The 25626-nt window shown below is 72.2% G+C and carries 28 protein-coding genes; 17 read left to right on the forward strand and 11 right to left on the reverse strand.

What is annotated here, in order from left to right:
* Positions 1 to 11 precede the first annotated feature (11 nt).
* The 4 genes from AB0I28_RS06050 (at position 12) to AB0I28_RS06065 (ending at position 3081) form a co-directional block, all read left to right on the forward strand.
* Positions 12 to 539 (forward strand): DUF2617 family protein, encoded by a 528-nt coding sequence (locus AB0I28_RS06050; protein WP_357489978.1) that lies wholly within the window; start codon positions 12 to 14, stop codon positions 537 to 539.
* Positions 536 to 997 (forward strand): DUF4247 domain-containing protein, encoded by a 462-nt coding sequence (locus AB0I28_RS06055; RefSeq protein WP_357489980.1) that lies wholly within the window; start codon positions 536 to 538, stop codon positions 995 to 997. The genes AB0I28_RS06050 and AB0I28_RS06055 overlap by 4 nt, the downstream gene beginning before the upstream one ends.
* Positions 998 to 1033: 36 nt before the next feature.
* Positions 1034 to 1459: a DUF350 domain-containing protein gene (locus AB0I28_RS06060; RefSeq protein WP_357489982.1), complete on the forward strand. Its 426-nt coding sequence runs from the start codon at positions 1034 to 1036 to the stop codon at positions 1457 to 1459.
* Between the two features lie 71 nt (positions 1460 to 1530).
* Positions 1531 to 3081: a polyamine aminopropyltransferase gene (locus AB0I28_RS06065; protein ID WP_357490848.1), complete on the forward strand. Its 1551-nt coding sequence runs from the start codon at positions 1531 to 1533 to the stop codon at positions 3079 to 3081.
* A 108-nt stretch (positions 3082 to 3189) separates the two neighbouring features.
* On the opposite strand, the gene AB0I28_RS06070 is transcribed toward AB0I28_RS06065, so the two are convergent.
* Positions 3190 to 5988, reverse strand: coding sequence for an AAA family ATPase (locus AB0I28_RS06070; protein WP_357489984.1), 2799 nt, complete (start codon positions 5986 to 5988; stop codon positions 3190 to 3192).
* 82 nt (positions 5989 to 6070) lie between these two features.
* Between AB0I28_RS06070 and AB0I28_RS06075 the strand changes: the two genes are divergently transcribed.
* On the forward strand, positions 6071 to 7204 hold the full coding sequence (locus AB0I28_RS06075) for an epoxide hydrolase family protein (RefSeq protein ID WP_357489986.1): 1134 nt from the start codon (positions 6071 to 6073) through the stop codon (positions 7202 to 7204).
* A gap of 49 nt (positions 7205 to 7253) precedes the next feature.
* Here AB0I28_RS06075 and AB0I28_RS06080 read toward each other — a convergent pair whose 3' ends face one another.
* Positions 7254 to 8129 carry an aldo/keto reductase gene (locus tag AB0I28_RS06080; protein ID WP_357489988.1) on the reverse strand — a complete coding sequence of 292 codons (876 nt, stop codon included), beginning with the start codon at positions 8127 to 8129 and terminating at the stop codon, positions 7254 to 7256.
* Positions 8130 to 8170: 41 nt separating this feature from the next.
* On the opposite strand from AB0I28_RS06080, the gene AB0I28_RS06085 reads away from it, so the two are divergent.
* The 3 genes from AB0I28_RS06085 (at position 8171) to AB0I28_RS06095 (ending at position 10367) form a co-directional block, all read left to right on the forward strand.
* The gene (locus AB0I28_RS06085) at positions 8171 to 8560 is read left to right on the forward strand and encodes a MerR family transcriptional regulator (protein WP_357489990.1); all 390 of its coding nucleotides are present in this window, start codon (positions 8171 to 8173) and stop codon (positions 8558 to 8560) included.
* A 62-nt stretch (positions 8561 to 8622) separates the two neighbouring features.
* Positions 8623 to 9438 carry a dihydropteroate synthase gene (folP, locus tag AB0I28_RS06090; RefSeq protein ID WP_357490850.1) on the forward strand — a complete coding sequence of 272 codons (816 nt, stop codon included), beginning with the start codon at positions 8623 to 8625 and terminating at the stop codon, positions 9436 to 9438.
* On the forward strand, positions 9435 to 10367 hold the full coding sequence (locus tag AB0I28_RS06095) for a hypothetical protein (RefSeq protein WP_357489992.1): 933 nt from the start codon (positions 9435 to 9437) through the stop codon (positions 10365 to 10367). The genes folP and AB0I28_RS06095 overlap by 4 nt, the downstream gene beginning before the upstream one ends.
* A 13-nt stretch (positions 10368 to 10380) precedes the next feature.
* On the opposite strand, the gene AB0I28_RS06100 is transcribed toward AB0I28_RS06095, so the two are convergent.
* Positions 10381 to 11175 carry a hypothetical protein gene (locus AB0I28_RS06100; RefSeq protein ID WP_357489994.1) on the reverse strand — a complete coding sequence of 265 codons (795 nt, stop codon included), beginning with the start codon at positions 11173 to 11175 and terminating at the stop codon, positions 10381 to 10383.
* A 168-nt stretch (positions 11176 to 11343) separates the two neighbouring features.
* On the opposite strand from AB0I28_RS06100, the gene folB reads away from it, so the two are divergent.
* The 5 genes from folB (at position 11344) to AB0I28_RS06125 (ending at position 14749) form a co-directional block, all read left to right on the forward strand.
* Positions 11344 to 11712 (forward strand): dihydroneopterin aldolase, encoded by a 369-nt coding sequence (folB, locus tag AB0I28_RS06105; RefSeq protein ID WP_357489996.1) that lies wholly within the window; start codon positions 11344 to 11346, stop codon positions 11710 to 11712.
* Entirely contained in the window at positions 11709 to 12224 is a 516-nt protein-coding gene (folK, locus tag AB0I28_RS06110) for a 2-amino-4-hydroxy-6-hydroxymethyldihydropteridine diphosphokinase (RefSeq protein WP_357489998.1), read from the forward strand. The genes folB and folK overlap by 4 nt, the downstream gene beginning before the upstream one ends.
* 10 nt (positions 12225 to 12234) lie before the next feature.
* On the forward strand, positions 12235 to 12753 hold the full coding sequence (locus AB0I28_RS06115; RefSeq protein ID WP_357490000.1) for a DUF3180 domain-containing protein: 519 nt from the start codon (positions 12235 to 12237) through the stop codon (positions 12751 to 12753).
* Positions 12754 to 12897: 144 nt separating this feature from the next.
* Positions 12898 to 14175 (forward strand): hypothetical protein, encoded by a 1278-nt coding sequence (locus AB0I28_RS06120; RefSeq protein WP_357490002.1) that lies wholly within the window; start codon positions 12898 to 12900, stop codon positions 14173 to 14175.
* A 130-nt stretch (positions 14176 to 14305) separates the two neighbouring features.
* On the forward strand, positions 14306 to 14749 hold the full coding sequence (locus tag AB0I28_RS06125) for a hypothetical protein (RefSeq protein WP_357490004.1): 444 nt from the start codon (positions 14306 to 14308) through the stop codon (positions 14747 to 14749).
* Positions 14750 to 15382: 633 nt separating this feature from the next.
* On the opposite strand, the gene AB0I28_RS06130 is transcribed toward AB0I28_RS06125, so the two are convergent.
* A complete protein-coding gene (locus tag AB0I28_RS06130) occupies positions 15383 to 16381 on the reverse strand; it encodes an ATP-binding cassette domain-containing protein (protein WP_357490007.1) in 999 nt (332 codons plus the stop codon).
* Between the two features lie 3 nt (positions 16382 to 16384).
* Between AB0I28_RS06130 and AB0I28_RS06135 the strand changes: the two genes are divergently transcribed.
* The 3 genes from AB0I28_RS06135 to AB0I28_RS06145 are packed head-to-tail and all read left to right on the forward strand — an operon-like array spanning position 16385 to position 18815.
* Positions 16385 to 17104: an ABC transporter permease gene (locus tag AB0I28_RS06135; protein WP_357490009.1), complete on the forward strand. Its 720-nt coding sequence runs from the start codon at positions 16385 to 16387 to the stop codon at positions 17102 to 17104.
* Positions 17101 to 17784 (forward strand): ABC transporter permease, encoded by a 684-nt coding sequence (locus AB0I28_RS06140; RefSeq protein ID WP_357490011.1) that lies wholly within the window; start codon positions 17101 to 17103, stop codon positions 17782 to 17784. Before AB0I28_RS06135 ends, AB0I28_RS06140 begins: the two co-directional genes overlap by 4 nt.
* Positions 17785 to 17816: 32 nt before the next feature.
* A complete protein-coding gene (locus tag AB0I28_RS06145) occupies positions 17817 to 18815 on the forward strand; it encodes a glycine betaine ABC transporter substrate-binding protein (protein WP_357490013.1) in 999 nt (332 codons plus the stop codon).
* 69 nt (positions 18816 to 18884) lie between these two features.
* On the opposite strand, the gene AB0I28_RS06150 is transcribed toward AB0I28_RS06145, so the two are convergent.
* From AB0I28_RS06150 to AB0I28_RS06170, 5 genes are all read right to left on the reverse strand, one after another.
* Entirely contained in the window at positions 18885 to 19652 is a 768-nt protein-coding gene (locus AB0I28_RS06150; protein WP_357490015.1) for an ABC transporter permease, read from the reverse strand.
* On the reverse strand, positions 19649 to 20599 hold the full coding sequence (locus AB0I28_RS06155) for an ABC transporter ATP-binding protein (RefSeq protein WP_357490017.1): 951 nt from the start codon (positions 20597 to 20599) through the stop codon (positions 19649 to 19651). Before AB0I28_RS06155 ends, AB0I28_RS06150 begins: the two co-directional genes overlap by 4 nt.
* Before the next feature lie 166 nt (positions 20600 to 20765).
* On the reverse strand, positions 20766 to 21404 hold the full coding sequence (locus tag AB0I28_RS06160; RefSeq protein WP_357490019.1) for a PadR family transcriptional regulator: 639 nt from the start codon (positions 21402 to 21404) through the stop codon (positions 20766 to 20768).
* 14 nt (positions 21405 to 21418) lie between these two features.
* Positions 21419 to 22363: an epoxide hydrolase gene (locus AB0I28_RS06165; protein ID WP_357490021.1), complete on the reverse strand. Its 945-nt coding sequence runs from the start codon at positions 22361 to 22363 to the stop codon at positions 21419 to 21421.
* A gap of 10 nt (positions 22364 to 22373) precedes the next feature.
* A complete protein-coding gene (locus AB0I28_RS06170; RefSeq protein ID WP_357490023.1) occupies positions 22374 to 22985 on the reverse strand; it encodes a TetR/AcrR family transcriptional regulator in 612 nt (203 codons plus the stop codon).
* Positions 22986 to 23050: 65 nt separating this feature from the next.
* Here AB0I28_RS06170 and AB0I28_RS06175 point away from each other — a divergent pair, with 65 nt between their 5' ends.
* Positions 23051 to 23941 carry an alpha/beta fold hydrolase gene (locus AB0I28_RS06175; protein ID WP_357490025.1) on the forward strand — a complete coding sequence of 297 codons (891 nt, stop codon included), beginning with the start codon at positions 23051 to 23053 and terminating at the stop codon, positions 23939 to 23941.
* Here AB0I28_RS06175 and AB0I28_RS06180 read toward each other — a convergent pair whose 3' ends face one another.
* Positions 23942 to 24988, reverse strand: coding sequence for an MFS transporter (locus AB0I28_RS06180; protein ID WP_357490027.1), 1047 nt, complete (start codon positions 24986 to 24988; stop codon positions 23942 to 23944).
* The gene (locus AB0I28_RS06185; RefSeq protein WP_357490029.1) at positions 24985 to 25599 is read right to left on the reverse strand and encodes a disulfide bond formation protein DsbA; all 615 of its coding nucleotides are present in this window, start codon (positions 25597 to 25599) and stop codon (positions 24985 to 24987) included. Before AB0I28_RS06185 ends, AB0I28_RS06180 begins: the two co-directional genes overlap by 4 nt.
* Positions 25600 to 25626: the final 27 nt, after the last annotated feature.

The following is a 25626-nucleotide window of genomic DNA, read 5'->3' on the forward strand; positions in this document are numbered from 1 at the left end:
CGGCACCGGGTATGCACACCGAACTCTCGGTCCCCTACGCCGACACGGCTCCCGACCAGCTCAGCTTCGCCCTCGACCTGCCCGAGCTGCCCGCGCTGGAGACCCGCGACCTGCCCGGCGCCTTCGGGTCGGGCCTGGTGACGCTGCGCCTGCTGGGCGCCAGCCACCAGGTCGTGCTGCGGACCGGGCACGGATCGCTCACCGAGACCCTTGCCTGCCTGGGCGATCGCGCCCCCCACCTGCCGTCCACAGTGGACACGCAGCTTGCGGGCGTCAAGTACCGTTTCGCCGTCCGGACCGACCCCCTGCCCGTCGGAGAGTTCGGTGACACCGTCACTGCGCTCCGTCGAGGGGTTGCGCGCAGCCCTTACGGGCTGGTAGGAGTCTTCCCCGGTGACGAGAACGCAATAACGGCACTGCTCGTGGAACCCGGCCACCACCGTGTGGCCTGGCGGACATGGCACGCCTACCCGCAGACCGGTCACCTGGTCGCCACCCGGACGACCGCGATCGCCCAAACTGAAGGGGACCCGAGATGACGTCGGCATCCGACGCCGGATCCAACAAGAAGAAGATCATCTGGTTCGTCGTCATCATCGCCATCGTCGGCGGCATCATCGCCGCCTGCGCCATCTCGGCGAGCGCCAACCAGTCGCCCGACGACTTCATCGAACGCACCTACACGCGTGCCCCGCAGCTCGACGAGGCCGAGATCGACGCCTTCACCACGACGAAGTCCCCGTCGACGGTGGCCGCCGAGATCTCCGGTCAGTCGAAGCCGGTCGACAAGCGGACCGCCTCCGACGGCTCGATCTGGCTGCAGTACAGCGACGACATCGTGGCGATCTTCCCGTACAACGGCGGATCGAAGATCATGGCCGACGACTACGACCGGGTTCACCGCCACTACTACGGTTTCGTCGGCGGCTGGTGGTCCTCCAGCCCGCCCGGAGGCGGCTGGGGTCGCGGCGGCGGTTCCGGCGGCGGCGGCAAGTGACGCGCAGGTCCTCTTACTAGCCAAGAAAGGCAACCCATGTTTCGCACGCTGGCCGAGGAGACCGTCGCGTCGCTGGCCTACAGCGGGGTCGGCATCGTCCTGATGGCCCTGGGCTATCTCCTGGTCGACGCCATCACCCCCGGCAAACTCCACGAGCTGATCTGGCTCAACCGCAACCGCAACGCCTCGATCCTGGTGGCCTCCAACATCCTGGGCGTCGGCATCATCGTCGTGGCCGCGATCGTGGCCAGTGAGGGGAAGCTGGCCCAGGGCCTGCTCTACTCCTTCGCCTACGGCGTGGTCGGCCTGATCGTCATGGCGGTGGCCTTCCTGGTCCTCGACGTGCTCACGCCGGGCAAGCTCGGCACGATCCTCGTCGACGCCGAGCCGCACCCCGCGGTGTGGGTCTCGGCGGCCGTGCACATCGCCGTGGGCGCGGTCATCGCAGCGGCCCTGTCTTGACCTCGCACGACACCGTCGAATCGGCCGCCTCCCCATCCGGGGAGGCGGCCATCGCCGCGTCTGAGCCGACGGTGCCCCCGGCGCGCGCCGCCGGCCGGCTCGCCCGCGCGGCGCTGCTGACGGTCGTGTTCATCTGCGCGGCCTGCGGTCTGGTCTACGAACTGGCGCTGGTGGCGCTGGGCAGTTACCTGATCGGCAACACCGCCGCGCAGGCCTCGATCGTGCTGGGCGTGATGGTCTTCGCGATGGGCATCGGCGCCCTTGCCGCCAAGCCCTTGCAGCGCAAGGCGGCGCTGTCGTTCGCGGTGATCGAGCTGATCTTGGCCCTGCTCGGCGGGCTTTCGGTGCTGGCGCTGTACGCGGCCTTCGCGTGGCTGCACCTGTACACCTTCGCGATGGTGGGCGTGGCGCTGGTCGTCGGCGGCCTCATCGGCGCCGAGATCCCGCTGCTGATGGTTCTGCTGCAACGGATCCGCAAGCAGGACGCGGGCAGCGCGGTCGCCGACCTGTTCGCCGCCGACTACGTCGGCGCGCTGCTCGGCGGGCTCGCCTTCCCTTTCCTGCTGCTGCCGGTGTTCGGGCAGATCAAGGGCGCCCTGGTGGTCGGCGGGGTCAACGCCGTGGCCGGGACGATCCTGGTGTTCACCTTGTTCCGCAAGGATCTGAGCGTGCGCGGGAAGATCGGCCTGGGGATCGCCTCGGGCGCGGTCGCGGTGCTGCTGGGCTTCGCCTTCGTGTTCTCCAGCTCCTTCGAGGCCGGTGCCCGGCAGGCGATGTACCGCGATCCGGTCGTCTACGCGCAGCAGACGAAGTACCAGGAGATCGTGATGACCGAGGAGTTCTCCTGGGAGGGCTCGGCCGACTTCCGGCTGTTCCTCAACGGCGATCTCCAGTTCTCCTCGGTCGACGAGTACCGCTACCACGAGTCGCTGGTGCACCCGGTCCTGGCGGGGAGCCGCTCGAACGTCCTGGTCCTCGGCGGCGGCGACGGCCTCGCGGTGCGCGAGATCCTGAAGTACCCCGACGTGTCGACGGTGACGCTGGTCGAGCTGGATCCGGCGATGACCGACCTGGCGCGCACCGACGAGCGGATCAGCACCCTCAACGGGCACGCGCTCGACGATCCGCGCGTCACGGTCGTCAACGCCGACGCCTTCACCTGGCTGCGCGAGGCCACCGCCGGCTACGACGCGATCGTCGTGGACATGCCCGATCCCGACGAGACCGCGACGGCCAAGCTCTACTCGATCGAGTTCTACGGGCTGGTGTCGAGCGTGCTCGCGCCCGGCGGCCGGATGGTCGTCCAGTCGGGCTCGCCGTACTTCGCGCCGAAGGCCTATTGGTGCATCGGCGAGACCCTCGCCGAGGCCGGTCTGGCGACGGTCGCCTACCACGTCGACGTGCCGTCCTTCGGCGACTGGGGCTACTTCCTGGCCGTACCCGGCGACACGCCGCCGACCCCGGCGCTCGACCCGCCGCCGGGGCTGAAGTTCATGGACCAGGGGCTGTTGCAGGCGTCGACGGCCTTCCCGCTCGACCGGCCGAAGCTGGATCTGCAGGCCTCGACGCTGATGGACCCGGTGATCCTGGAGTACGCGCAGGGGGAGTGGCGCGACTACTGAGGGGTTCGCCTCGGTGGATGGTGGCCAGCGCGTGGAAGAGAGAGATCGGTCGACCGGGCCGAGCTTGTGCCCGGACCCGAGCCCCGGCCGGGCCTCCCCGATCCCGCCTCAGCCGAGCAACCCCACCCTGCGGGCGACGGCGGCGGCCTCGGTGCGGCTGCCCGCGCCGAGCTTGGGCAGCATGCGCGAGACGTGGACGCTCACGGTGTTGACCGAGATGAACAGCTCGGCGGCGATCTGGCGGTTGCTGCGGCCCTCGGCGACGAGCGCGAGCACGTCCTGTTCACGCGGTGTCAGGCCGAAGGAGCCGGTGGCCGGCGCGGGTGCGCCGGGCAGTGCGACGCGCATCCTCGCGGCGAGCTCGGTGACGCGGCGGTCGAGTTCGGCGTCGCCGAAGGCGGCGGTGGCCTCGGCGGCCTCGCGGATCCGTTGTGCGGCACCGTCCCTGTCGCCTTCCTCGGCGGCCGCAGCGGCTCCGCCGAGCAGCGATTCGGCGAGGCCGTGGGGAAGCGCGAGCGCGCGCCAGAGGGCAGCCGACGCGTCCCAGCGGGCCGTTTCGGCGCCGGTGAGCCCGGCGAGTGTCAAGGCTCGCGCGGCTTCGTGCAGTGGCCCGTTCACCGGCGTGGCCTCGGCGTAGTCGCGCCAGGGACGCCGTGCGGACTCGCCGGCCTCGGCGAGGACCCGGGCGACCGAGGGCAGGAACAGCCACGGGCGCAGCACGCTCGCCGGATCGGTCGTGGCCAGGACCTCGGCCAGGACGGGGCCGGCGGTGTCGGGATCGCCGGTGGCCACGGCGATCCGGCAGGCGAGTTCGACCCGGCGGGCCAAGACGACCTCGGGCCGTCCGCCGTCGAGGGCGGCGAGGTCGGCCAGCGCGGCCGACGCGGCGGCGGGGTCGCCGTCGGCGAGGTCGAGCAGGCCGCGCAGGGCGAGCAGGACGCCCCGGTAGAGGGGGGAGGGGTCGACGGCGAAGGCGTCGTAGAGGCGGCGGCGGGCCTCGTCGCGGTCGCCGAGGGCGATCAGCGCCTCGACGGCGAAGACGGCGAGCATGGGGCCCCGGCTGCGGTCGAGTCCGTGGCGGCGCGCGGCTTCCAGGCCGTGCGCGGCGGCTGTCGCGGACAGCGCGAAGGCTCCCGACTCGGCGTGCGCGCGTGCCTCGTAGAAGCAGGCGCCGGTGAGCAGGTCGCCGTCGCCGAGTGTCTCGGCGAGGGCGCGGGCCTCGGCCAGCGCGGGGGCCCACGGGCCGGGGGCGGCGCCGAGCGCGGCGCAGATGCCGGTGTTGAGCAGGGAGACGGCGATGAGCCGGGTGTCGCCGGTGGCGCGGCCGATGTGCAGGGCCTCGGCGGCCGGTGGGAAGGCGGCGGTGGGTTCGCCTTCCGACAGGTGGGTCCCGGCCAGCGCGGCCAGGGCGTGCCCGCGCGCGGCGCCGGGGCGGTCGGCGGGAAGTAGGCGTACGGCTTCGAGCAGGTCGTCGCGCCCGTGGCCGTCGGCGCGGTACTTCAGGCGGCCCCGGCGCGACAGGAGGGCGGCGCGGGCCTCGGGGGCGGCCTCGGGGCCGAGCGCGGCCAGGGCCTGGCCTGCCAGGGCGATCCCGCGCGCGAACTCTCCGGCGCGCAGGCACACCGCGACGGCCTCGGCGAGCACGTCGCTCCGGGAGGCATCCACAAGGGACGGTGAGTCCTCCCGCCACAGCTCCAGCACGCGTTCGAGGAGCCGGAGCTGTTCGGCGTGGGCGTGCGTCTCGCCCGCCGAACGTGCCGCCCGCCAGGCCCATACCAGGGCGGCGGCCGGATCCCCGGCTGCGTGCCAGTGCGCGGCGAGCGCCGCGGAGTGGTCGCCGGGGTTCTCGGCCAGCGCGCGGGCGCAGGCGGCGTGCAGCCGGACGCGCTCGCCGGGCAGGAGCCCGTCGGCCACCGCCGAGCGGATCAGGGCGTGCCGGAAGCGGTAGCCGTGCTCGTCGGGGACCAGCAGGGCGCGGTCGGCGAGCGGGCGCAGCGCGGTGTCCAGAGTGGACTCGTCGAGGCCGGTAACGTCCGCCAGCACGGTGTGCGGGACGGCCACGCCGATGACGGAGGCGGCGCGCAAAACGGTCCGGCTGCGGTCGGGAAGGTCGGTCAGGCCACTGAGGAGCATCTCCCGCACGCCGGCCGGGATTCTGCGCGAGGAGCGGTCGAGCGTCTCGACGAACAGCGGAATGCCCTCGCTGCGCTCGTGGAGGCGGGCGACCTCGGCCGGATCGGGCGCGCGGCCGTCGATTCCGGCCAGCTGCTCGGCGACCTCGGCGACCGTGAAACGCGCGGGCTCGACACGGCGGATGCCGGCGACCCGGGACAGGCCCGCCAGCAGCGGCGCGAGGTGAGCCGACTCCTCGGCGCGCAGGGTCGCCACGACGAGAACACCCGGGGCGCCGAGGTTGCGCACCACGAACAGCAGCAGCTCGACGGTGGAGGCGTCGGCCCAGTGCAGGTCCTCGAAGACCACGACCGTCGGCCGCCGCGCGGCCAGCGCCTCGAAGAGGGCCAGCACCTCTTCGAACAGCCGTGCCCGGCCGGAGGCGCCGGAGCGTTCCGGCGGCGCGCCGAGAACGGGGAGCAGGCGCGCCAGCTCGTGGTCGGTGCCCGGCAGCATCGCCGCGACCGCGTCGGCGCCCAGCTCCCGCACCGCCGCGCGCACCACCGACACGAAAGGCGCGTAGGGGAGCCCGCCGAGTTCGAGGCACTCACCGGTCAGCACGCGCACGTCGCCGAGACCGGCGGTGAACTCGGCCAGCAGGCGCGTCTTGCCCAGACCGGCCTCCCCGGCGACCAGCGCGAAGGCCGGGCCCTCGGCGGAGTCGGCGAAGGCGGCGCGCAACTCGGCGAGTTCGCGGACGCGCCCGGCGAAGACCGGGCTCAGGGGAGCCGACACGAGGTGATTATGGCCGCCCACCTCGGGAAATAGCGAATTCTTGTGATGCGCGACCCACGGGCTTACGGCGAGGCTTCGAGACATGACACATGACACCGAGATCCGCCCCTACCGCGTTGACATCCCCCAGGTCGACCTCGACGACCTCGCCGACCGCCTCGACCGCGTCCGCTGGACCTCGACCGTCCCCGGCGCCGACGCCGAGTACGGCGTCTCCCTGGAACGCCTCCAGCGGCTCGTCGCGCACTGGCGCGACGGCTACGACTGGCGCGCCTGGGAAGCGCGGCTCAACTCCTTCCCGCAGTTCACCACCGCGATCGACGGCGAGAACATCCACTTCATCCACGTGCGCTCGCCCGAGGCGGGCGCGCTGCCGCTGCTGCTGACGCACGGGTGGCCGGGGACGGTCGCGGAGTTCCTGGACGTGATCGGCCCGCTGAGCGACCCCCGCGCGCACGGCGGGGACCCGGCGGCGGCGTTCCACGTCGTGGTGCCCTCGCTGCCGGGGATGGGCTTCTCCGGGCCCACGACCTCGCGCGGCTGGGGCACCCGGCGCACGGCGGCGGCGTGGGTCGAGCTGATGGGGCGCCTGGGATACGGCGAGCGCTACGGGGTCGGCGGCAACGACGCCGGGTCGATGATCAACCCCGAGATCGGCCGGCTCGATCCCGAGCACGTCGTCGGCGCGCACGTCACGCAGCTGTTCTCGTTCCCGACGGGCGATCCGGCGGAGTTCGAGGGCATGACGTCGGAGGAGATGGCCGCGCTGGGCGTGCTCCAGGACTTCTGGGAGAACAAGGGCTCGTTCAACATGGTCCACTCGCAGCAGCCGCAGACGCTCGCCCACGCGATCTCGGACTCGCCGGTGGGGCTGCTGGGCTGGAACACCCAGCTGTTCGGGGAGAACCTCGACGACGACTTCGTGCTCACCAACGTGGCGATCGCCTGGTTCACCGGGACGGCCGGGTCGGCGATCCGCTTCTACCGCGAGGACTCGCTGGACACCGACCGCCCGAAGGAGCCCACGACGGTGCCGATCGGGCTGTCGTCGGCGGCCAGGGGCGACTTCCTGTCGATCCGGCGCTTCGCCGAGCGCGACCACGCCGACATCCGCAGCTGGCGGGTGAACGAGGAGGTCGACGGGCACTACGCCGCCCGCACGAACCCCGACGTGATCACTCGCGACCTGCGGGACTTCTTCGCGCTGGTGCGCTGAGGGCCGCCGCCGGGTCGCGGTTCGGTCCCGCGGCCCGGCGGCCATCGCCTCACGTCGCGATCGAGCTGAGACGGCCGAACTGAGCGTCGGAAAGCTCGATGTCGGCGGCGGCGACGTTCTCCTCCAGGTGGGCGATCGAGCGGGTGCCGGGGATCGGCAGGACGGTGGGGGAGCGGCGCAGCAGCCAGGCGAGGGAGGCCTGGGCGGGCGTCACGCCGAGTTCGGCGGCGACGCTCGCGACGGGCCCGTCGGCGGCGGCCGCGGCGCCCGCGGCGACGGGGAACCAGGGGATGAAGGCGATGCCCTCGGCTGCGGCGTGGTCGACGACGGGGTCGTGGTCGCGGGAGACGAGGTTGTAGAGGTTCTGCACCGAGGCGATGGGGGTGACCGCCTGTGCCGCCCTCAACTGATCGACGTCCACTTCGGACAGTCCGATGTGGGCGACCTTGCCCTCGTCGCGCAGTCGCGCCAGGGCGCCGACCTGATCGGCGAGGGGCACCTGCGGGTCGACGCGGTGGAGCTGGAGCAGGCCGAGGCGCTCGACCCCGAGCCGGCGCAGGGACAGTTCGGCCTGCTGGCGCAGGTACTCGGGCCGGCCGAGCGGAACCCACTCGCCCGGCGAGGGCCGCGCGACACCGACCTTGGTGGCGATCACGACCTGGTCGGGATAGGGCCGCAGGGCTTCGGCGATCAGCTCCTCGCCGGCGCCCAGCGCGTAGGCGTCGGCGGTGTCGACGAGGCCGACGCCGAGCTCGACCGCCCGGCGCAGGACGGCGACGGCGTCGGCGCGGTCGGTGGGGGCGGTCCAGATCGGCGCGGTCGCTCCGGCGTGCCCGGGGGCGTCGGCCAGTCGCATGGTCCCGAAGCCGATGCGCCGGACCGGGAGTTCGCCGCCGAGGAGGAAGGTGTTCGCCGTGTTCGTCATGAAGGCGACGCTAGAATCTCACATCGATGTCAGATACAAGGGTGAGTGAGGCAGCGCACATGAAGATCGGCGAACTCGTCGAGCGGACCGGCGTCAACCACCGCCTCCTGCGCTACTACGAGGAGCAGGGCCTGCTCAGCTCCTTCCGCGCCGGCGGCGGAGGCCACCGTCACTACGGCGACGACGCCCCCGGCACCGTTCGCCGCATCCGCGCGCTCCTGTCGGCCGGACTGTCGACCTCGGTGATCCGCGACATCCTGCCCTGCGCGAGCGGAAGCGGCCTCGACTTCGACTTCGAGGCCTGCACACTGCGGAAACTCCGCGGCCACCTCGACGGCATCGACGAACGCCTCGACGAGCTCCAGCGCATGCGCACCTCCCTGGCGGGCCTCATCGCCGACACCGAGGCCGGTGCCCTCGCCACGGTCTGACACCGCGCGGCGAGTACGGTGTCGCCGTGGGTGAGCTGCCGCGGCCGGGCCGGCCGGTGATCATGGGGGTCCTGAACGTCACGCCCGACTCCTTCTCGGACGGGGGACGCTACGCCGACCTCGGCGACGCCGTCGCGCACGCGCTGCGCATGCGCGACGAGGGCGCCGACCTGATCGACGTCGGCGGCGAGTCGACGCGGCCGGGAGCCGGGCGGGTCGACGCCGAGACCGAGATCGCGCGGGTCGTGCCCGTGATCGCCGAACTCGCCGCCCACGGCCTGGCCATGACCGTCGACACCAGCCGCGCCGCCGTCGCCGAGGCCGCCCTGTCGGCCGGCGCGCTCGGCGTCAACGACGTCTCCGGCGGACTCGCCGACCCCGACATGGCGCGCGTGGTGCGCGACGCGGGGTGCCCCTGGATCCTCATGCACTGGCGCGGCCACTCCGACCGCATGGCCGACCTCGCGCACTACGACGACGTGGTCGCCGACGTGCGCGAGGAGCTGTCGGCACGGGTCGAGGAGGCTCTGGCGGCGGGCGTGGACGCGTCGAAGATCGCCATCGACCCCGGTCTCGGCTTCGCCAAGCGCGCCGAGGACAACTGGGCCCTCTCGGCACGCCTCGACGTGCTGGTGGACATGGGATGGCCGGTCCTGTTCGCCTCCTCGCGCAAGTCCTACCTGGGCAGGCTGCTCGCCGACGCCGAAGGGCACCCGCGGCCGGTGGGGGAGCGGGAGGCGGCGACGCTGGCGACGACGGTGCTCGCGGTGGCCGCCGGAGCCTGGGGAGTTCGCGTCCACGACGTGCGCGGCAACATCGACGCCGTGCGGGTCTGGCAGGCCACGTCGGGCGCCCGCCCACTATCCTCCCCGTCATGACCGACGATCTGGAACGGCTGGTGGCACTGGCGATTCGGCGCCGCGACGGTGACATCGACGAGCTGACCGCGATCACCGGGGAATCCCCCGAGCTGCTGACACCGCATTTGCCGGCGCTTCTCGCGGCCGGTGTCGACTACCCCGCCGCGCTCTACTCCGCCGCCGACGCCGAGGTCCGGCGCGAGCTGGTCGCCCGCGTCGACGCCGGTCCCGGCGATCTCCTCGCCCTCGACCACCTGCTCAAAGCCCTCGCTCTGACGAGCGGCCCGGAGTCCGGCGACGCCTTCCTCCGCTGGCGCGACGCCCCGCCGCCGGGAGCCGAGAAACTGCACGTTCCGGTGGCGTTCTACCTCAACTTCGGCGGCCGCGCTCTCGACGGCGACGCGACGCGCGACCTGTGCGGCCCGGTCGCCTACGTTCTCGACGTCGAGGAGGGCGCGGTCGTCCCCGAGGGCGTGCGCTGCGGCGACTGCGACGGCCCCTTGTGGACGGCGCTGGATCTCGACACCGCCGAGCCGGCCGTCGCCGAAGCCCTGGCGCACACCGGATGGAGCGGGCGACTGCGCGTCGACCTGTGCCACCGCTGCGACTTCACCGCCGACGTGGTCTTCCGCGACGTCGCCCCCGACGGCACCAGCACCCGTTCGCCGCACACCCCGCCGGGCGCGGGAGCGGAGTCCGACCCGCCCACGCACCGGCTCGTCCCCGGCGAGCGCTCCCCGGCCCGGCGGCCCGACGTCGCGGCCGTCGGCGGGCTCCCCGAATGGACCGACGACCCGCGCTACCCGGCCTGCCCGAACTGCTCGGCGACGATGGACTACGTCGCCCAGATCGAGCTCGGCGACCCCTGGGACAGCTACCTCGACGGGTACCTGACCTTCTTCCTGCACACCGAATGCCGGCTGGCCGCCGCGCTCTGCCAGGGCTGACCGGCCGGGCCCGTCACAGCAGGATCGGCACGAACACCTCGGTCGATGCCGCGTCGGCGGCCTTGGGAAGCCCGTGCTCGACGGTGAAGGCGCCCTCCGACCGTCCACTGGGGAGCGCGCTCGGCTCGGGCGCGGTCGCCCCGCCGACGATCTTGCCCTCCTTGTCGCGGAACAGCGCGGTCGCGCGGGTGCTCGGCAGAACCATGCCGTAGGCGGAGTCCACCGCGAACATGAGCTTCTTCGGCGGACTGGAGCGGTCGGTGGCGACCTCGCCGACGGTGATCGGCGCGAACGCGTGGACGCTGTTGACCGGCGCCCACCACTCCTTCGTGGCCACCTCCACGTCCATCCTGCTCACACCCGAGGCCGGAGCCGCGAAGGTGTTGCCGAAGCCGACGCGCTCACCGGGCAGCACCACGGTCACCTCGGCTTTCAGGAACACCGACTCGGCGGGGATCACGTCCTCGCCGTCACGGCCGACGAAGCGGATCTCGAAGCTGTTGAGGTAGGCGACCCGGTCGCCGATGTTCTCCACGACGACCCCGTAGGACAGGATCTCCTTGCCGCCCCTGGTCTCCAGCGACCAGCTGCGCTCGGGGATCTGCAGGGCGCCGGCGGCGGGCGGGGTGAGGTCGGGCGCGTTCACCGTGGGAGGCGGAGTCGCCGGAGCCGACCCCGAGGAAGAGGGCGAGGGCAGCGCCGGCCCGTCCACCGGCGGCTCGTCCTTCGCGCAGCCGATCAGTAATCCGGTTCCGGCCACGGCGGCGAGTCCCAGCAGCGCTCGGCGATCGAAGCGGTTCGCGCCCATCACGACTCCTTCGGTTCGGGGGCGGTGACGTCCGGGCGGCCCGAACGTCACCTTGAGGTCGTTGTGGGCGAATACCCGCGCCGGGGCGCACATAATCTCGGTGACGAACTCCGTTTCGGCGCCGCGCGTGGCTCCGCCCGGCGCCGCGAGGTCGGCTAGCGTACGTGCGTGACAGATCGCATCACCCTCACCGGCCTCACCGTGCGCGGTACGCACGGCGTCTACGACTTCGAACGCGCCGAAGGGCAGGACTTCGGCTGCGACGTCGTCCTCGAAGTCGACACCCGCCCCGCCGCCGAAAGCGACGACATCGCCGACACGATCCACTACGGCGAACTCGCCGACGCCCTCGCCGCCGTCCTCGCCGGGGAACCGGTGAACCTCCTGGAGACGCTCGCCGAGCGGCTCGCCGCGATCTGCCTGGCCGACGAACGCGTCGCGGCCTGCGAAGTCACCGTGCACAAACCCCAGGCGCCCATCGCGCACGCCTTCACGGATGTTTCGGTGACCGTCCGACGGGAAAGGCACAGCGGATGACCCGCGTCCTGCTCTCCTTCGGCGGCAACCTCGGCGACCCCGTCGCCGTCTTCCGCGACGCCCTCGCGGCGCTCGGTGACGCCGTCGTGAAGGTGTCGCCGGTCTACGAGACACCACCCTGGGGGGACGCCGACCAGCCCCCCTACCGCAACGCCGTCGTCCTCGCCGACCGCGCCGACCTCGACCCCGAGGGATGGCTGACCCTGGCGCAGGAACTGGAGAACACCGCCGGCCGGGTCCGCGACCCCGCCCGCCGCTTCGGGCCGCGCACCCTCGACGTCGACATCATCGCCGCCTGGGACGAGTCCGGCGAAGCGGTCACCTCCGACGACGAGCGGCTCACCCTGCCGCACCCGAGGGCGCACCTGCGCGCCTTCGTGCTCGTACCCTGGTCGAAGATCGAACCGGAGGCCGTCCTACCCGGGCACGGCCGCATCGCCGGGCTCCTGACCGACACGACACTGGCCGCCGACGCCCGTCAGGTGACACCGACGGGCGAGGCCCTGGGATAGGTTCTGCGCCATGCCTGCGTCCACACCGAAGAAGCCGACCCTCCCCCCGACCCGGCCGTCCACATTGTTCGTGGCCGCCCTCGGTGCCGCGGCCGTCGGGCTGCTCATGGTCACCAGGTTCTACGGCCGGATGCCCGGCGCCTCCTGGTTCACCGGAGTCACGCTCCTCATCGTCGCCCTCGTGTGCGCCTACACCGCCGTGCAGACCCGCGCGCGCATCGAACGCCGGCCGGGGACCCGGCCCGTCGAGGCGCTCAGCATCGCCCGATTCGCGGCCTTCGCGAAGGCCTGCTCGCTCGGCGGCGCCCTGTTCACCGGCTGGTACGCCGCGATCCTGGTCTACACGATCGCCCAGCGCGGACGCCTGTCCGCCGCCGCCGACGACCTCCTGCCGACCGCGTTCAGCTTCGTCGCCGGGCTCCTGCTGGTCGCCGCCGCCCTGTGGCTCGAACGCGCCTGCCGCATTCCCCGCCGCCCCGACGACGAGTCCACAGAGGACGACGTGCCGGACGGCGGCGAACCCGCCTGAGGACGCCGTCGGCAAGCATTAGGCCCATTTAAGGTCCATCGGCCGCCGAGGGGGTGTCGTGGGACACCCCGAGCCTTGTACCGTGCGGATCGACCCCGTCTTACCCCCGAGACGCATGGGTGATTTCCGCAGGAGTGAGCCGTCATGGCGTATGACGACGGAGGCCGCAGATACCCCGACGGGTACGGGCCGCCCGACGACACCAAACCACCCGCCCACGGCGACTATCGTGACGATCCGCACGGCTATGCCTCGTCGCCGGACTACCGCGACGACCCCTACTCGACCTCGTCGGACCTGCCCACCGTCGACAACCGGTTCACGCCCGACCCCGTGAGCGCGCTGGGCGACCGCCTCGACCACGTCTACGACGAGGTCGGCGACCGGGGCGACACCAACGACCGCCTCCTGGTGCACATCGTCTTCGAGGTCGTCCTCATGCTCGGCGCGGCCGGCGTGCTGTTCTGGGCCTGGCAGACCGACGTCGACGCCTTCAAGGGCACCCCCTTGAAGAACCTCGTGCTCACCTTCTCCGCGGTGCTGCTGCTGGCCACCGCCACCGCCCTGACCCTGCGTGTCCGCGCGGTCAACCTCGGCCTGTTCGCCTTCGCGTTCACCGCGGCGGCCCTGTTCTACAAGTTCTACGACGCCCAGGGCACGGCCGTCTCGGCGGTCATCGCCGTCGGCGCGTGCGCGGCCGCCGGGATCCTGCTGAGCCTGCTGATCCTGCTCCTCAAGATCCCCGGCTGGGCCGCGGGACTGGGCGTCGGCCTGGCGCTGCTCGCCGCCGTCGGCTGGCTGAAGGTCCCCGCGACGGTGCCCGACTACGGCTTCGACATCGACGACCGCGGCATGATCATCATCGGCGTCGCCGTCGCGCTGTCCCTCGTCGGCGGAGTGGTCGGTTCGCTTCCCGGCACCCGCCGCCTCCTCGGCGCCTGCCGCGACGCCGACAACGGCGGCAAACGCACCCGCGGCGCCGTCACCCTGACCCTGTTCGGGACCGTGGCCGCCTCGGTGCTCGCCGGTGTGGCCGGCGTGATCGTGGCGCTGGGAACGGCGCAGGGGCTGCCGACGCACGGCGTGCAGGGCACGACGCTGCTGTACGGAGGACTCGCGCTGGCCGCCGCGTTGCTGGGTGGGACGAGCGCGCACGGAAGGCGCGGCGGGTTCGTGGGGACACTGCTGGCGACGGCGTTGCTGCTGGGAGTCGTGCAGCTGGGGACGTCGAAGGGGTGGGACGTCGGGCCGGTCGTGTACGTGGCGGGCGGGCTGTTCGCGGGGCTGCTGGTGACCTGGCTGGTCGAGGGGCTGGGGAAGCCGGAGGAGCCGCGGGACTACGGCGGCGGTCGCGACGGGAGCGGCAGCGGCGGCGACGGCGACTCGCGGCGGGACCGGGAGTCGTTCGCTTCGCTGCGGTGAGGCGCGGTTGAGCGTGCGGGGTCTTCCTTCGGGAGGGCCCCGCTTACGTTGGTGGCTAGGATCCGTTCGCCATGGCAGGATGGCGGCATGACGGCCCGAAAGGTACATGCCGCGTAGGCGGCCGGGCGCGATGCGCGCCCAACAATGGACACCGCCCGCTTACGCGCGCATCGCGATCCGCGGACTGTCGGCGGCGACATGCCGTGACATCGCGCGTGCCGAACTGAGGGACGATCATCCGTTCCTTTGGCGCGGCGGCACCGCGCTGGCCCTGCACGGCCTGGGGAAGTTCCTGGCACGGCCGGGGAGGTACCTGTATCTCCGGCGCTCGCTGTGCACGGCTGGGGCGTGTGAACTCATCGACGACGTGGCGCACGCTCGGGACTACCTCGCGATGATTCTGCCGGTACTGCCGTTGCGTTCCCGGCGTGAACTGGGCCGGATGCTGGCGGGGCTGGACAAGGAGATCCTGCGCCGGACGATCCCGGATCCGTTCCCGCCCGAAGGGACGTGGCGGGTCCTACAGGGACTCTGCGGGTGGGAGTGGTGGCATCGGCGGATATACGAGGGGTGAGGGCTGCGTCGGAGCTGGGTCGTTCCGCTTCGGCAGGGCGTCTCGGTTCGCCACGGCACGGCACGGCCGGTCAACAGCTCAGCCGCTCGACGGGCTCAGCCCAGCGTCTCGGCAGGGCACAGCGTCTTCCTCGCGCCAGAGCCGGCTGGGTGGCTCCGCCCCCAGCACCCCCGCCGGGACTCCGTCCCGAACCCTGCTGGGAGGCTCCGCCCCCAGACTCCCGCTGGAGCTTTGCCCCAGACCCCGCCAGGAACTCCGTCCCTGGACCCGGCACTCCGCCGAACCTTGGGGTGGCGTGTTCTCGGCGGCGTCGGGTGGGTCTCGCTTCTGCCTCTTCGAGCCGCGCGGCCACCACCCGCCACCTGCGGTGGCGGTGGCAGTGGCGGTGAGCCGCGCCCGTCGCGCTGACGGTGCGGCGAGCTGCGCCGTCACATCGCCGTGGTCATGCCATCCCCGCCACGGCGCGGTCTAGTCGCACCATCACCGCAGCACGGCGGGGCGTGGACGGCCGAGCCAGCGCCGTCGCACGGCGCCCCGCGCCGCCCGTTCACGGCCGCCGCGCCGTCGCACGGCGCCGCCCGTCCAGGTCCCGCCGAGTTGTCCGCGGCCCGCCGTCGAATCCCCGCCCGGGCCTTACGCCGCCACCCCCGTTGTACCCGTCGTGCCGTCCGCTTGGGCCGCGCGGTAGATGTCGTCGGCTGTCATCGCTCCCAGCAGCTCCTCGCCCGAGCGCACGACCACGTGCCCCGTCCCGCCCTCCAGGAGGGCTGCCAAGGCGTCGTACAGCGTCGCCGCCGCGGAGACCTCCGGCGAATCGCGGTCCACGTCGTCCATCGGGCGCAGCATCGTCGGGTCGATGGTGGTCACCGAGAGCCGTTTGATGCCGCGGTCGGCGCCCACGAACTCCGCCACGAAGGCGGAGGCGGGGCGTGCCAGAAGCTCGGCGGGCGGCGCGTACTGCTCCAGCTTCCCGCCCTCCGACAGCAGCGCGATGCGGTCGCCCAGCCGCACGGCCTCGTCGACGTCGTGGGTCACCAGCAGGATCGTCTTTCGCACCGTCTCCTGCAGACGCAGGAACTCCTGCTGCAACCGCCCGCGCACGATCGGGTCCACCGCGGAGAAGGGCTCGTCCATCAGCAGCACGACGGGGTCGGCGGCCAGCGCCCGGGCCACGCCGACGCGCTGGCGCTGCCCGCCCGAAAGCTGATGGGGGTAGCGCTTGCCGTGCAGGCCGCTGTCGAGGCCGACGAGGTCGAGGAGTTCCTCGACCCGTGCCTTGATGCGCGACTTCGGCCAGCCCAGCAGCTTCGGAACCGTGGCGACGTTCTGCGCGACGGTCTGGTGCGGGAAGAGTCCCACATGCTGGATGACGTAGCCGATCTTGCGGCGCAGGCCGACCTTGTCGATCTTCGCGGTGTCCTCGCCGTCGAGCAGGATGCGCCCGGCGGTCGGCGCGATGAGGCGGTTGACCATGCGCAGCACGGTCGACTTCCCGCATCCCGACGGCCCGACCAGGACGGTCAGCGAGCCGGCCGGGACGTGCAGGTCCAGATGGGACACCGCGACGCTCCCCCCGGCATATTCCTTTCGAACACCCGACAACTCGATCTCGGCCGCGGCGGTAGCGTCCATGTCATGCCTTTCCGAGGTGGAGCGGACTTGCGTCCGGACGACGTGTCGGCCATGCTCGACGCCGTGCCGGACGATCCCTGGTTCTCCTGGTCGTACATACAGAACAACGCCGATGCTCTCGGCGCGGCCTTCACCGAACATGTGGAGCTGACGGCCCTGGCGATGCTGTTCGCCGCGGTCCTCGCGATCCCACTGGGGGTGTGCGCGTACCGGGCCCGCTGGCTCACGGCTCCCATCCTCGCACTGTCGGGCGTTTTGTACACGGTGCCCTCACTGGCGTTGTTCGCCTTGCTGGCGCCGTTCTTGGGTTTGACGGCGACCACGGTACTCGTCGGGCTCGTCATGTACGCGTTGTTGATCATCGTAAGGGGCACCCTGACCGGTTTGCGGCAGGTCCCCGAAGAGGTCCGCGACGCCGCCGACGGCATGGGATACGGCAGTTTCGCCATGCTCATGCGCATCGAGATACCCCTGGCGATGCCTTCCATACTCACCGGCCTGAGAATCGCCGCCGTCTCGACGGTCGCTCTGGTCACCGTCGGCGCCGTCCTCGGCCGCGGCGGCCTCGGCGGACTCATCCTCTCCGGCTTCCGGAACAACCTGTACAAACCGCAGATCGTGACCGCGACCGTGTTGTGCGTCGCACTCGCCCTCGCGTGTGATCTGCTCCTCTCCTGGCTCGGCAGGCTGATCACGCCCTGGACCCGGAAGGCGGCGCGGTGAACGACGTCATCTCCCAGGCCGTGACCTGGCTCAACGACCCCCTGAACTGGACCAACCCCGGCGGCGTCTTCGACCGGCTCATCGAGCACCTGTGGCTGTCGGCCCTCGCCGTCCTCCTCGGCTGCCTCATCGCCTGGCCGCTGGGCATCTGGGTCGGGCACACCGGTCGCGGCGGCGGCCTCACCGTCGGCGTCTCCAACGTCACCCGCGCGATCCCGACGCTGGCCCTGCTCAGCCTCCTGCCGCTGACCGCCCTCGGCTTCGGCGCGCCCTCGGTCGTCCCCGCCCTCGCCGTCTTCGCGATCCCGCCGCTGCTCGCGACCGCCTACAACGGTGTCCGCGACGCCGATCCCGACGCCCGCGACGCCGCCTACGGCATGGGCCTGTCGGGCCGCCAGGTCCTCTGGCGCGTCGAACTGCCCCTCGCCGTCCCGCAACTCGCCAGCGGCTTTCGCACGGCGTCGGTACAGGTCGTGGCGACCGCGACCCTCGCCGCTCTCGTCAACGGCGGCGGCCTCGGCCTGATCATCTCCCAGGGCTTCGGTCTTGGCATGTCGGTCGGCGGCGGCCAGATCCTCGCCGGTGGCGTCCTCGTCGCGATCGTCGCACTGGTGATCGAAGGACTCCTCGCGATCGCTGAGAAACTCCTCACACCCCGGTCACTTCGTCCAGCTCGGTGACTACGTCGCCCACGTCCAGTACGGTCTTCCTCATGTCCCTGACACGGAGCAAATCCCTCATCGCGGTGCCTGCGATCGGGCTGATGGCCCTCGCGCTCGCCGCGTGCGGCAAGGCCGGTTCCTCGGGAACCGACGCCCCGGAGGACGTGGCTGGCGCGGGTTGCGCGCCGGTCGCCGGGACCTCCCTGGTCGTCCTCGAAGACGACAAGAAGCTGCAGAACGCCGACAACATCATTGCGGCCGTCAACGCCGACGCCTCAAGCGAAGCGCTGCTGGCGGCCGTCAACAAGGTCGCCGCCGCGCTCGACACGCAAAAGCTCATCGGCCTGAACAAGGCGGTCGACATCGACCGCAAGACCCCGGCACAGGCCGCCGAGGAGTTCGCCGCGGCCAACGGTCTGGCCGACGGCCTGTCCGGCGGCTCGGGCGAGCTGACGGTCGGGCACGGCAACTTCTCGGAGTCGAACACGATCGCCGAGCTGTACAAGATCGCCCTTGAGGGCGCCGGCTTCACCGTCGAGCTCCAGGACGTCGGCAACCGCGAGCTCTACGAGCCGGCTTTGGAGAAGGGCGACATCCAGGTCATGCCCGAGTACGCCGCGACCCTCGCGGAGTTCCTCAACGGCAAGGCCAACGGCAAGGACGCCCCGCCGGTCGCCTCCAGCGACCTCGCGGCGACCGTCACGGCTCTCCAGGGCCTGGCCGAGAAGAACAACCTGGTCGTCGGCGAGGCCTCCCCGGCCGCCGACGTCAACGCCTACGCGGTGACGAAGGAGTTCGCCGACCAGCACCAGATCAAGACGCTGTCCGACTTCGCCGCCAAGTGCAGCGGCAAGGAGTCGATCCTCGGCGGACCGCCGGAGTGCCCGGAGCGCGCCTTCTGCCAGCCGGGTCTCAAGGAGACCTACGGGATCGAGTTCGGGCAGTTCTCCAGCCTCGACATCGGCCCCTCGACGCAGGCGGCGCTGAAGGCCGGCGAGATCACGCTGGGCACGGTGCTGTCGACCGACGGCGGACTCGCGGCGGGCTGACCGCGGGTAGCGACGGTTCGAAGAACGACGAAGGCCCCGGCCGATGCCGGGGCCTTCCCCATGTCGAGATCAGACCTTGCGCCGGTATCCGCGGAAGGTCAGCGTCGACAGCCACACCATCGCCGCCGCGAGCGCGAGCAGCCAACCGCCGCGGACGAGGGTCGCGCTCCAGTCGGCCGACTCGGCGAGCGCGCCCCGCGCCGCTTCGAGTGACCAGTCGACGGGATTGGCCGCGGCGATGCCCCGCATCCAGCCGGGCATGAGGGATTCGGCCATGAAGGCCGAGGACAGGAAGGTCAGCGGCAGGAGCAGGAAGATGCTCAGGCCGATGACGCTCTCGCGTTGCCGGACGGCCATGCCGAAGGCGTTGGACAGGGCGGTGAACACCGTTCCGAGCACCATCGACAGCACGATCAGCGTGATGGGGCCGAGTGGTCCGCCGGGGTAGTGGGCGCCGGCGGCCCAGCCGAGCAGGACGATGACCGCCGACTGGAACGCGGTGCTCAGTGCGGCGACGATGACGTTGGCGTTCATGATGGCGCCGCGCGCGACGGGTGTGGTGAGGAAGCGGTCGAGGGTGCCGCGCTCGATCTCGTCGATCGTGGTCATACCGGCCCACATGTTGGCCGAGACGGCGTTCATCACGACGATCCCGGGCACCCGGTAGTCCAGATAGGACCCGGCGCCGAAGCCGGGCAGTTCGACGACGCGCCGAAAGAGGTTCCCGAACAGGAAGAGCCACACCACCGGCTGCATCAGGGTGATGACGAGGACTCCGGGCTGTCGTGCCAGGGCCTTGAGCTGCCGGTGGGTCAGCCACCAGGTCTGTGCGATCACGAGGAGGCTCCCGTCCGGTCGAAGCGGCGCCCGACGTGGCGCAGGTAGACGTCGTCGAGAGAGGGCCGCGCGACGGTTACCGCGGCGGCGGGGGAGCCCGCCCGGTCGAGGGCGGCGAGGACGCCCGGTACGGCGGCGGCGCCGTCGTCGGCGCGGGCCGACAGCAGTCGCCCGTCGAGGGTCACGTCCCGCACGACCGGCCCGATCGCCTGCCGCACAGCGCTTTCGTCGGCGTCGTCGCGTAGTTCTATGTGGACGGCGTCGCCGCGCAGCTCGCCTTTGAGCGCGTCGGCGGTGCCGGTGACCAGCACCCGTCCCTTGTCGACGATGGCCAGCCGGTCGGTGAGCCGGTCGGCCTCCTCCAGGTAGTGCGTGGTGAGCAGGACCGTCAGGCCGTCGGCGTCCGAGAGCCGCGCGATCTCGGCCCACACGGCCGATCGCGCCTCGGGGTCGAGCCCGCTGGTCGGTTCGTCGAGGAACAGCACCTGGGGGCGGTGCACCAGGCCGAGCGCGACGTCGAGGCGGCGGCGCATGCCCCCGGAGTAGCCGCGGACGGGACGGTCGGCGGCCTCGTCGAGATCGAAGCGGGTGAGCAGCTCGGCGACGCGGACGCGCAGGGCCGCGCCGCCCATCCCGTACAGGCGCCCTTGCAGGGTCAGGTTGTCGCGCCCGCTCGCCAGGGGATCGGTCCCCGAGTTCTGCGCGACGACGCCGATGGCGCGCCGGACCCGCTCGGGGTGGCGCGCCAGATCGTGCCCGGCGACGGTCGCGCGGCCGGAGTCGGCGCGGGCGAGGGTGGTGAGGATCTTGACGGTGGTGGACTTCCCGGCGCCGTTCGGCCCGAGCAGGCCGAACACCTCCCCGGGCTCGATGGCGAGGGACAGCCCGTCGAGCGCGCGAACGCCCGGCGGATAGGTCTTCACGAGGTCGTGGGCCTCGACGTGCATGGGGGGACTCCAGTTCGCGGGTGTGCGGTGTCCCGCCCGCGGGGGTGGAGTCCCTGGTTAACCTTGCGAGTGCCAACTCGTCGACCAGGTGTCCCGTTCCCGCGGGACGGTTCGCGAGGTTCAGCGCCCCGGTGCGGTGTTCCCGCACCGCGCCGGGTGCGCGGCTTCAGTCGGTGTCGAGCAGCTCCTTCCACACCGAGGGCGGGCGTGTGCCCCTCTGGTGGTAGTCGCGCCACTCCTTCACTCCCGACAGCGTCTCGTCCTCGATCTCGGTGAGCAGCCCGCGGACCCAGGCGGCCTCGGCCTCGCGCATGGCGAGGGTGTACTCGACCTCGATGAGGAGGACGCGCGGCAGCTCGCCGGCGGCGGCCAGCTGCTCGCGCTGGGCGGCGCTCTCGGCGTTGAGCGCTTCGAGCCGCTGCCGGAGCAGTCGCACGACGCGGTCGGGGGAGAGCACCCCGAGGATCGACAGCGCCGCGCGGAAGCGCGGGTACTCGTGCTGCGGGACGGCGACGAGCTCGCCGAGCCAGTCGGTCAGCTCCTCGCGTCCGGCGGGGGTGATCGCGTAGGGGGTGCGCTCGGGGCGCCGCCCTTCGCGTTCGGTGGTGGCGGCCTCGATGTAACCGTGCTTCTCAAGGTTCTGCACGACGGTGTAGAGCGAGCCGACCTTGATGTTCATGTCCTGCTCCTTGCCGGTGCGGCGAAGGATGCGGGCCATCTCGTAGGGGTGCAGGGGCTCGCCCGGGGCGAGGAGGGAGAGCAGCGCGAGGGCCAGGATGTTGCCGACCTTGCGCCGCTGCGTCACGTTTCCCCTCCTCATTACTCGTAGACGAATATACGTCGACGAGTAATGGCGGTCAAGCTCCTTCGCGCAGCTCCCGGAAGAACCCCCGCACGTCGCCGACCAGCAGATCGGGGGCCTCCATCGCCGCGAAGTGCCCGCCGCGATCGAACTCCGACCAGCGCACGACGTTGTGGTCGCGCTCCACCAGCCGCCGGATAGCCGGGTCGGTGGGGAACACCGCGACCCCCGTCGGCACGCCCGCGGGCCCCGGCGGCGTGACGGGAGCCGGTTCCGGTGGCGCGCAGCCGTTCGGCTGCCGCGATCCGCTCCGCCTCGACCGGCGACAGGTCGGCCAGGTCGCCGTCGGGGAAGGCGAGGCCGCCGTTGATGTGGACGCCGACGACGTGGTCGGCGTCGACGCGGCCGAGTTCAGGCGAGACGATCGACCCGGTGTCGCCGCCCTGGGCGCCGTAGCGGCGGTAGCCCAGCCGCGACATCAGTTCCGCCCACGCCCGGGCGATGCGGGCGTGGTTCCAGCCCGGCGACAGCGGTGTCGAGTACCCGAAACCGGGCACCGAGGGGATGACGAGGTGGAAGGCGTCGGCGGGGTCGCCGCCGTGCGCGCGGGGGTCCGACGGCGGGCCGACGATGTCGAGGAATTCGACGAAGGACCCCGGCCAGCCGTGCGTGAGGATCAGCGGCAGGGCGCCGGGTTCGGGGGAGCGAACGTGCAGGAAGTGGATGTTCTGGCCGTCGATCACGGTGGTGAACTGCGGGAGGGCCGCGATCCGCGCCTCCCAGGCGGCCCGGTCGTAGTCGTGGAGCCAGCGCTCGGCGAGGCCCTTGAGGTAGCCGAGCGGGACACCGCGCTCCCAGCCCTCGCCGACTTCGGCGGGCCAGCGGGTCGCGGTGAGGCGGCGGCGCAGGTCGTCGAGGGCTTCGGGCGGGGTCCGCGGATGGAAGGGTCGCAGGTCTGCCATCCCACCGAGACTAGGTCCGGCGCGGCCGGAAGACCCGGTCGAGGTGATGGCCGATCACGGCGAGGGCGTCCGCGGCGGTCCGCTGCCCCAGGACGACGCTGGTGCCCAGTCCGCCGTACATGCCCATGAGCGCGGCGGCCTCGGCGCGCGGATCGGTGCCGTCGGCGAGCTCACCGGCGTCGGCGGCGGCCTGGAAGCGGCCGGCGACGTAGCGCTCCAGGGCGTCGGGGTCGCCGAGGAAGCGCTCGCCGGCCAGTTCCGGTGAGGTCATGGCGAGCACGGCGTAGGAGGTGTAGACGATGTGCAGCATCCGGCTGTCGGCGTCGGTGGGGAAGACCTCGCCGACGATCGTCTCGATGACCTCCCGGTGCCCCGGATCCTCGCCGAGTCCCCGGACGCGGGTGGCGAGACGATCGGCGAGCCGGGTGCCGACATGCTCCACGGCGGCGAGGAGGAGTCGCTCCTTGGTCTGGAAGTAGTACTGGACGAGCCGCAGGGAGACGCCGGCCTCCTGTGCCACGGCGCGCATGGTGACCGAGTGCAGTCCGGTGGCGGCCACGATCCGCAGCAGGGCGTCGGTGATCTGCGCGCGGCGCTGTTCGTGGTCGGCGAGTTTCGGCATCGCTTCCTCGGGGTGGCGGTCGTCGGAGTTTGCTGATACAAATGTATCAACAAGGGAGGTCGGCGATGTCCACAGGTGGTACCCGTCCCGGCGTGGCCCGCTTTCGCAGCGCACGCGCCCGGGAGAAGTTCCAGCGCGGCTATGAGACGGCCTTCGCGCTGTGGCCGCGCCCCTTCGAGCGAATCGACGTGGAGACCCGTTTCGGGCCGACCTGCGTCCACCGCCACGGCCCGCGCGAGGGCACGCCGATCGTCCTGCTGCACGGACACGGCGGCAACGGCTCCCTGTGGTATCCCCAGGTCGCGGCCCTCGCCGCCGAGCACCCCGTCTACGCCGTCGACGCCATCGACGACCCTGGTGGGAGCACCCAGAGCGCGCCGCTGACCGGGTCGCAGGACTACGCCGTGTGGCTCGACGAGGTCCTGACCGGCCTCGGCCTGACGCGGGTGCACCTCGTCGGCCACTCCTACGGCGGCTGGCTCGCCCTCAACCACGCCTCCCGGCGCCCCGATCAGGTCGCGACGATGACCGCGCTCGACCCGGCGGGCATCGAGGACGTCCGCATCCGCTTCCTGTTCAGCGGCATCGTCGGCATGCTCCGGCTGGTGACGCGCTCGCGGACGCTGCCCCGGCTGGCGCGGCGAACCGCGAACGCCGCGCTCGTCATCGACTGGCGCGTGTTCGGCCGCGTCCTGGACGCGGCCTTCACCTTCGGGCCGCAGCGCACCGCCGGGCGCCGCTACACCGACGCCGAACTGTCGGCGATCAAGGCCCCCGCGCTGGTCCTCATCGGCGGCCGCACGACGCTGTTCCACCCGGCGAGCGCGGCCGAGCGGATCCGCGCGCTGATCCCGCACGCGCGGGTCGAGACCATCGAGGGAGCCGGTCACGGGCTCCAGTTCGAGTTCCCCGACCGCGTCAACGCCGCGATCCTCGCCAACGCCGCCCGCGCCTGATCACACCGCCGGCGCCACCTGCGGCCGCCCCCGCTGCGTCCACCGCACGACCGGCCCGGTCGCCAGCCCCGCCGCGAGGAACAGCGCGCCGAGCAGGAGCCAGCCCGGTACTCCCCACCCGAGCACCGCCACCGTCAGCAGTCCCGGCCCCGCCATCCGCGCGACGGGCACGCCGGTGCCGAAGAACCCCTGGTACTGCCCCTGCGCGCCCTCCGGCGCCAGCCCGAAGCTGATCTCCCACGAGCCCGCCGCCAGCAGCATCTCCCCGAGGACCTGGAGCGCGGCACCCGCCAGCAGCACCAGCCCGGCCGCCCACGCGCCCTCCCACATCCCCGACACGGCGAGGACCGCGCACGAGACCGCCAGCGCCACGCCCGCCCACCGCACGTACCGGGAGGCGTCGGCGAGGCCGCGGACACCGCGCGCGACCCGCACCTGGAACAGCACCACACCGCCGGTGTTGAGCACGAACAGCGCCGCCACCGTCCACTTGGGAGCGTCGGTGCGCTGCGCGATCCACAGCGGCAGGACCACCGACAGCAGCGGCATCGTCAGCAGCATCACCGCGTTCAGCCCCGTCAGGACCGCGTACGGCCGGTCCCGCAGGACCGTCGGCCGCCCCGCGCCCGCCGTCACCACGCCGGCGACCCTCCCGACCCGCGCCCGCACCTTCGTGCGCTCCCCGCTTTCGACGAGCCCGGCCAGCAGCGCCTGACGCGCCGCCGCCAGCCCGCTCTGGCAGGTCGCGTACACGACCAGCACCGCCAGGAACGGCCAGAACGAGCGCACGACGAGGAACGCCGAGACCGCCGCGCCCGTGCCGACCGCCAGCCCGACGGCGACCGCACGCGGGCCGTGCCGGTCGGCGAGGGCACCGACCGGCACCCCCGCCAGGGCGCCGACGCCCCACGCGGCGGTCAGCGCCAGCCCCACCCGCACCGGCGACAGGCCCACGATCGTGGTGAAGAACAGCGCCGAGGTCACGTAGTAGGCGCCGTCGCCGATCGAGTTGGCGAGCTGCGCGCGGGCCAGGCGGCGGCCGTTCACCGCGTCACGGGACGCGGCCGGTTGCCGCGCTTGAGCTCGTAGAAACCGGGAGCGGCGGCCAGCGCGACCACACCGTCGAGGATGCGGCCGGCGTCCTCGCCGCGCGGGATCGGCGTGATGACCGGCCCGAAGAACGCGACCGGCTCGCCGTCGGGACCGGGCAGGTGGATCGTGGGCGTGCCCAGGTCCTCGCCGACGAGGTCGAGCCCGGCGTGGTGGCTGGCGAGCAGCGCCTCGTCGTACTCCTCGGTGCCGGCGGCCTCGGCCAGACCCCCGTCAAGGCCGAGTTCGGCCAGCGCGTCGGCGTAGAGCTCGGGCCCGATGGCACGTTTGTCACGGTGAATGCGGGTGCCCAGCGCGGTGTAAAGGTCGCGCAGGACGTCCTCGCCGTACTTCTGGGCGGCGGCGATCGCGACGCGCACGGGCCCGCGAGTGTCGGCGAGCCAATCGGCGTACCAGGCGTCGAGCCCTTCGCGGCCCTCGTTGAGGACGGCCAGACTCATGACGTGGAAGCGGACCTCGACGTCGCGGACCAGCTCGGCCTCCAGCAGCCAGCGGGAGGCGTTCCAGGCCCAGGGGCACTTGGGGTCGAACCACATGTCGATCTTCATGAGCCCGAATCTATGGGTCACAATGGC

Source organism: Phytomonospora sp. NPDC050363, assembly GCF_040655735.1.
Lineage (GTDB): Bacteria > Actinomycetota > Actinomycetes > Mycobacteriales > Micromonosporaceae > Phytomonospora.

Coding starts and splice junctions, on each gene's coding strand:
- AB0I28_RS06155 (WP_357490017.1), bottom strand. CDS start 20,599: ATGCACGTCGAGGCCCACGACCTCGTGAAGACCTATCCGCCGGGCGTT.
- AB0I28_RS06095 (WP_357489992.1), top strand. CDS start 9,435: ATGACCGACGATCTGGAACGGCTGGTGGCACTGGCGATTCGGCGCCGC.
- AB0I28_RS06050 (WP_357489978.1), top strand. CDS start 12: ATGCACACCGAACTCTCGGTCCCCTACGCCGACACGGCTCCCGACCAG.
- AB0I28_RS06060 (WP_357489982.1), top strand. CDS start 1,034: ATGTTTCGCACGCTGGCCGAGGAGACCGTCGCGTCGCTGGCCTACAGC.
- AB0I28_RS06120 (WP_357490002.1), top strand. CDS start 12,898: ATGGCGTATGACGACGGAGGCCGCAGATACCCCGACGGGTACGGGCCG.
- AB0I28_RS06135 (WP_357490009.1), top strand. CDS start 16,385: ATGCCTTTCCGAGGTGGAGCGGACTTGCGTCCGGACGACGTGTCGGCC.
- AB0I28_RS06125 (WP_357490004.1), top strand. CDS start 14,306: ATGCGCGCCCAACAATGGACACCGCCCGCTTACGCGCGCATCGCGATC.
- AB0I28_RS06165 (WP_357490021.1), bottom strand. CDS start 22,363: ATGGCAGACCTGCGACCCTTCCATCCGCGGACCCCGCCCGAAGCCCTC.
- folP (WP_357490850.1), top strand. CDS start 8,623: ATGGGGGTCCTGAACGTCACGCCCGACTCCTTCTCGGACGGGGGACGC.
- AB0I28_RS06100 (WP_357489994.1), bottom strand. CDS start 11,175: ATGGGCGCGAACCGCTTCGATCGCCGAGCGCTGCTGGGACTCGCCGCC.
- AB0I28_RS06170 (WP_357490023.1), bottom strand. CDS start 22,985: ATGCCGAAACTCGCCGACCACGAACAGCGCCGCGCGCAGATCACCGAC.
- AB0I28_RS06185 (WP_357490029.1), bottom strand. CDS start 25,599: ATGAAGATCGACATGTGGTTCGACCCCAAGTGCCCCTGGGCCTGGAAC.
- AB0I28_RS06115 (WP_357490000.1), top strand. CDS start 12,235: ATGCCTGCGTCCACACCGAAGAAGCCGACCCTCCCCCCGACCCGGCCG.
- AB0I28_RS06075 (WP_357489986.1), top strand. CDS start 6,071: ATGACACATGACACCGAGATCCGCCCCTACCGCGTTGACATCCCCCAG.
- AB0I28_RS06055 (WP_357489980.1), top strand. CDS start 536: ATGACGTCGGCATCCGACGCCGGATCCAACAAGAAGAAGATCATCTGG.
- AB0I28_RS06175 (WP_357490025.1), top strand. CDS start 23,051: ATGTCCACAGGTGGTACCCGTCCCGGCGTGGCCCGCTTTCGCAGCGCA.
- AB0I28_RS06080 (WP_357489988.1), bottom strand. CDS start 8,129: ATGACGAACACGGCGAACACCTTCCTCCTCGGCGGCGAACTCCCGGTC.
- AB0I28_RS06130 (WP_357490007.1), bottom strand. CDS start 16,381: ATGGACGCTACCGCCGCGGCCGAGATCGAGTTGTCGGGTGTTCGAAAG.
- AB0I28_RS06145 (WP_357490013.1), top strand. CDS start 17,817: ATGTCCCTGACACGGAGCAAATCCCTCATCGCGGTGCCTGCGATCGGG.
- folK (WP_357489998.1), top strand. CDS start 11,709: ATGACCCGCGTCCTGCTCTCCTTCGGCGGCAACCTCGGCGACCCCGTC.